Source organism: Undibacterium sp. Di27W (assembly GCF_049340345.1).
Lineage (GTDB): Bacteria > Pseudomonadota > Gammaproteobacteria > Burkholderiales > Burkholderiaceae_D > Undibacterium.
This window is the reverse complement of sequence record NZ_JBMPOS010000048.1, coordinates 1-4953: the sequence shown is the minus strand read 5'-3', so window position 1 is coordinate 4953 and position 4953 is coordinate 1. Positions and strand designations below refer to the sequence as shown.

Below are 4953 nucleotides of genomic sequence, written 5' to 3'. Positions count from 1 at the left end.
CTGGTTTGGCTCAAGCTGACGCTTGAACAACTTCCTATGCATCCTAACAGCAGGATTGATGAGCTGTTGCCACTGCGCTTGAAAACATAAAACCTCATCTGTCAATGTGGGGGCAACGGACGCTTACGGTGATTGCGGAGATTAGGGCTTTGCAGGTAAAACTTGCTTTGGAGGTAGCGAATCCTGTTGCGACGGCGCCAACTACTGAATCAACAGAAGAGGGAAATAACGGTACCTCAGAGATAGAAACTAATGCGCATTTCTTGTTGAATAATTATCAGCAGCAGGGACCTTTGCATTGAATATGCTCACTGGTAGGTCGATTTCAACTGATATCTACACTGCTATTTTGATAGTTTATTTCAGTGTGACCTACGAAACACACAACCCTGCTTATGCCGATGTGCAAGAAGCAGTTTAGAAAGTCATGGCACTACCAAACGATTATCTAAAATATGGCGTTGAAAGGTCCCCACCCCCTGATCATTTATGTCTGTATTTCTGACTACGGAGCGCGTTTGGGAGATACGATTTAACAACGCGATACCGATTGCGGCCTCGGTTTGTTGTGCCTCAAATCCCCACGCACGTAATCGAGGACCGATGATCAATTTTTATTTATAGCCAACGATGGTGGTTTCGACGAAAGCACGCTGGCGATATCCATCGTGACATTTACAGGTATGCCGTTGGTCAACATTGCCTAATCGAAAAAGCGCATGGCAGTAGCGGTATCTCGCTTCCCTGTCAGGAAAAAATCGATCGTCTTGCCTACCCTGTCCACCGCACGACAGATTCACCCCCATGCGCCTTTTACTTTGATGCAGGTTTCGTCCATGCCCCAGCTGCCGCCAACCGGGCGTTTGAAATTTCGGAAAACTTTTTCCAGCACGGGTAAGAATCTGTTCTCCCATTGATTTATCGATGAGTGATCAACAAACACACCTCACTCTTCCATTATCATTTCTTCCAGATCCAGGTAGCTCAATGGGAAGGCCACTAACCAGCAGATGCACACCAAAATAACATCTATCGAAATCGCATCTTTTGGTATTTTGTATATCGGCCAAATAATTTCTTAAAGGCAACAACCTACCTCAATGTTATGAGCATCTAGCCTAATGCGAAAAAACCCTTTATTGCAACATAGAGCTGGGTTCCCAGCTAAGGCACCAACAGTTACTTTTTTAGAAATGGATCTAACAGAGATTCGGCAAACACGACTTCTTTGTCCGCCATCTGTGACTTGGCCTGATCTTTCATCCATTCCATATAGTCCGTATCGATTTGTCCGTCATCCGCTTCATAGCCCGGCAAGACCTCTTCTGGCCCAGCCTCGAGGATGGAAACGTCAATCAACTTTGTTTCTTCCATGTCTTCCTTACCAATGCCAGCAACAAAGACTTGCTTGGTCGTGGTGCACCGGTTATTTGCTGGTATTTTCTTGTTCATCCTCATTCCTCCACTAATTTTTCTACTCCGCCATTTGGCCCCAAAATCGTGCTCCGTGCCTCGTGTACATCCTGTTGCATCACTTTCGCTACGCCATCTCGACTACTGCGCCCGATCATATGATTTACCGCCTCTTGCAAAACAGCTGCGGCATCTGCAATAGAGACCTGGTCTCCAATAATGCTGACTATCTGCTCTGGGGTAATATCCTCTGAAAAATGCGCCTTGGTTTCTATTGTCCACTGCTGAATGAACGTTGTTAGCCCGATGAGGCCAGGTAATGGAAAGAACAGTTTTTCTGAAAAACGCCCTCCTCTTAAAGCTGCCGGATCGATATGATCTGGGTGGTTGGTGGCGGCGATATAGACAATGTGCTTGATCTTTCCAGCGGCACCATTCATCGCTGTCAGCAGTTTGTTCGTCACCGAGCCGACGTTAGAGTGCTTGCGCTTAGCCAGAATATCATCGGCTTCGTCAATAAAGATGATGCAGGGACGAATATCTTTTGCCTCCGTTAATATACGATCAATTTCCTTTGTGTTGCTCAACAAATCATTCCCTGTCGTGCTGAGGAAGGCATAATCAGTCGCCTTGGCCAAGGAACGTGCAGTTTCTGTTTTTCCGGTACCCGGTGCACCAAAGAGAAGTAATCCAGTAGGTACTGTTCCCCCAAACTGTCCACTATTTCAAAATCTTTCATACGCGTTGCGATATTGTTGAGCTGCTGGCGCAATTTTTTCGGCAAAATCAATTGGTCTAAGGATTTCGTGTTTTCGGGAAGTTGACCTTTTCTGCCTTGCACACGGCGCAGAGCGACTTTCAGGATGTGACTGTCAATTATATAAATTTGATCTTCTACGGACATGGCCGCCACTTCTTCACCAACGGCTTGTATCCGCTTGACAGAAAAACCTTCCCAACGCTGGGTAACCTTTCGGATGATGTCAGGACAGTACGAACCCTCCTCTATGTATTGATGGAAAGAATCAATCAGAATTTCATAACGGACTTCTTCGTCTGGCGGCGTAATTTCAATTTTATAATCGAAACGCCCTTCCCGGATGGCCGCTTTATCCAATTTATCGAAGTAGTTAGTGGCACCGACTAGCACAACACCGTGCGAGCGCAGGTCGACAATCTCCGTCAGTATGGTATTGGTGGTTTTGTTTACTTCCTCCGCACCACCAGGTGGGCAGTCCCTGTTTTGGATAAAACTATCGATTTCATCCAGAAACAACAGACAGGGAGCCTGTGCCCTGGCATCTTGAAATACTTTTACCACGTTTTGGGTCGTGTCATTTACCCATTTGCTGGCCACATCGCCGTAAGTGATACTGATTAGTGGCAACCCAAGTTCGCCAGCCAAGGCCTGAACAAAGTAGGTCTTGCCGTTGCCAGGTTCGCCAAACAGCAATATTCCATTACGTGCCGCTTTAGAGGAACTGGCGGAAAAAGTGTTTCCTTTTTGCTGAGGATGATGACGTGCAGACTCATTGTACTGCCAGACAATTTCAGAGGCGGCATTGAACAGACGTTTTTTGAGCTCAGACATGCCATGAATGCATTTGAAATTCTCACGAGGTCGTTTGGCAATGAATTTCACTTGATAGAGGTGATCCTTCCCCTCCCCTACATGGCCAACATGTTCGTTCTGCGTAACGGGGACCATTACGTGCTGGGAAGTTTGGTGTGGCCTGCTCATTACCACTTCATAATTTATCCATTTAAAGCCAATCAAGAACACGCAGCCAAAGCAAAACAACAAAGAGAAATAGAGAGCACCAGCGATTTCGATGGAGAGGCAAAACACCACTAGAAATAGTTGCGCTACCGTAGTCAAACCGGCCAACGCCAGATGCGGAACGTGTCGTACAGCGAATAATTTAATAAAGAATACACCTGGCAAGACAGAAAGTCCCGTTACGACGATGGCCAGGGCATAGTGCCTGATAATGCCATCAATCCGGCTGGCGGACCAGATCGCGCGATCAAACTCAAACACGCTGGTCAGGTAGATCATCAGCATGAGAGTATAGATGAGGCGAAATCCAATTGATTTGTAGTCTCGTTTTGGTTGGTGACGGGAATTCATCGGATAGTCCTTCATAGCGAAAACAGGATAAACGAGATGCCAGATACAAAATAGCGACTGGGATTGCGAACCCTGGCATGCCGATTGCTGAGCGCATATTGAATAAATAAGGTAACGGCAACTGCGCTGCGAGGCAAACCGGCCAGTGGAGTTACTTTGCTTTTGAGGTGGGGCGACATAGATACCGTTCCAATCAACTTGAGGTGAAATGAGTGATGCTCTGATGAATGCTTGGAGCCAGTTCATCGCAGCAGTCAATTGAATTTACCTTCGAACTTTGATTCGTCAAGCAGGCGCAAGTGAGGTGTATGCTGCGGCGAAGATGCAAATCATGCCGCGTGTGGAGCATTGCCAACACGGAGGCCAGATATCAGAACTGGAGAAGGATGGCTTTATCTGGCAGGGATCAAGGATGTGTATACCTGTGATATTGTTGGCAACGCCATGGGAGAGCGAATGACGCAAGCCTTGACTGCGCAGGCACTCTGGCGTTCAGTGCGCAACAAACATCCAAAACCTGGATTGATGGTATTGTCAACTTGGTGAACGGAGACGGCGAGTTGTACAATTTCAGGCGAAATTGCCGTTGGTGGCGTAACACGGTGTCACGGATTAGGCATTATTTGCTACGTCGGCGACCTCATTCCAAATAGAAAATGCCTGGGTACGGACGTGTCGGAACTGCTCCGCTCTCAAACGGTTGCGCTGACACCGGAAGGCATTGTTAATGGGACCATGAGCCGACAAAAAGCGCTGAGCGTGGCCGGATGACTTGAAGCGCCGCATCTATCGTTCTCGTTGCCGTGTCGGTTGATGCGAGAGTTCTGCCCGGTTGTTCAGGCTCTTGTGCTTGCGATGCTCCACACGCGGCATTATTTGCATCTTCGCCGCGGAATAGCTCTTCAGCTTGTCGGTGATCAGCCCCCTTGGTGCGTAACGCAAGCCTTTTAGGAGCTTGCGGAAAAAGCGCTTTGCTGCTTGTCGGTTGCGCCGACTCCCTCCTGCATCAGGATATCGAGCACATGATCGTTCTGATCGACTGCACGCCAGAGGTAATGGTGCTTGCCCTTGATTGTTAACACCACCTCGTCGAGATGCCATTTGTCCCCGCGCCGCGGTTGACGCTAGCGAAGTTCTTTGGCATACCTTCCGACCGCGCAAAGCGGTGGACAAGTATGGTCGCGTTTATGTGAACTTCGCTCCCGCCGTCAGTCGAGATACCCTCAAGGCAATGCGACAGACGATACGTGGGTGGCACCTTCAGTTGAAATGCGACAAGAGAGTGGCCGATCTGTCGGCCATGTTCAATCCGATACTTCGTGGCTGGCATCAATATTACGGTCGGTTCTATGAATCGGCCATGTCTGCCGTGTGGAAACACTTGAATGACTACCTGACGCGTTGGATGA

The 4953-nt window shown here is 48.2% G+C and carries 5 protein-coding genes and 3 pseudogenes; 2 read left to right on the top strand and 6 right to left on the bottom strand.

Annotated features, from left to right (window positions below; genetic code table 11):
- Positions 1-706: 706 nt before the first annotated feature.
- The 4 genes and pseudogenes from ACO0LF_RS31035 to ACO0LF_RS31020 all read right to left on the bottom strand — a co-directional run.
- Positions 707-1063 (bottom strand): annotated as a pseudogene (locus tag ACO0LF_RS31035) (IS6 family transposase); the annotation flags it as partial.
- 116 nt (positions 1064-1179) lie between these two features.
- A complete protein-coding gene (locus ACO0LF_RS31030) occupies positions 1180-1452 on the bottom strand; it encodes a hypothetical protein (protein ID WP_423021205.1) in 273 nt (90 codons plus the stop codon).
- 2 nt (positions 1453-1454) lie between these two features.
- Positions 1455-2051, bottom strand: a complete 597-nt coding sequence (locus tag ACO0LF_RS31025) for an AAA family ATPase (protein ID WP_423021203.1) — start codon at positions 2049-2051, stop codon at positions 1455-1457.
- A complete protein-coding gene (locus tag ACO0LF_RS31020; protein WP_423021201.1) occupies positions 1997-3544 on the bottom strand; it encodes an AAA family ATPase in 1548 nt (515 codons plus the stop codon). The genes ACO0LF_RS31025 and ACO0LF_RS31020 overlap by 55 nt, the downstream gene beginning before the upstream one ends.
- A gap of 369 nt (positions 3545-3913) precedes the next feature.
- Here ACO0LF_RS31020 and ACO0LF_RS31015 point away from each other — a divergent pair.
- Positions 3914-4072, top strand: a pseudogene (locus ACO0LF_RS31015) (IS3 family transposase); the annotation flags it as partial.
- A gap of 258 nt (positions 4073-4330) precedes the next feature.
- Here ACO0LF_RS31015 and ACO0LF_RS31010 read toward each other — a convergent pair.
- Positions 4331-4594: a DDE-type integrase/transposase/recombinase gene (locus ACO0LF_RS31010; protein WP_423021209.1), complete on the bottom strand. Its 264-nt coding sequence runs from the start codon at positions 4592-4594 to the stop codon at positions 4331-4333.
- Positions 4558-4638: pseudogene (locus ACO0LF_RS31005) on the bottom strand (DDE-type integrase/transposase/recombinase); the annotation flags it as partial. The pseudogene ACO0LF_RS31005 and the gene ACO0LF_RS31010, both read right to left, overlap by 37 nt.
- Positions 4639-4775: 137 nt before the next feature.
- On the opposite strand from ACO0LF_RS31005, the gene ACO0LF_RS31000 reads away from it, so the two are divergent.
- Positions 4776-4953 (top strand): group II intron maturase-specific domain-containing protein (locus ACO0LF_RS31000; RefSeq protein ID WP_423021207.1); only part of this gene is annotated, 178 nt, incomplete at its 3' end.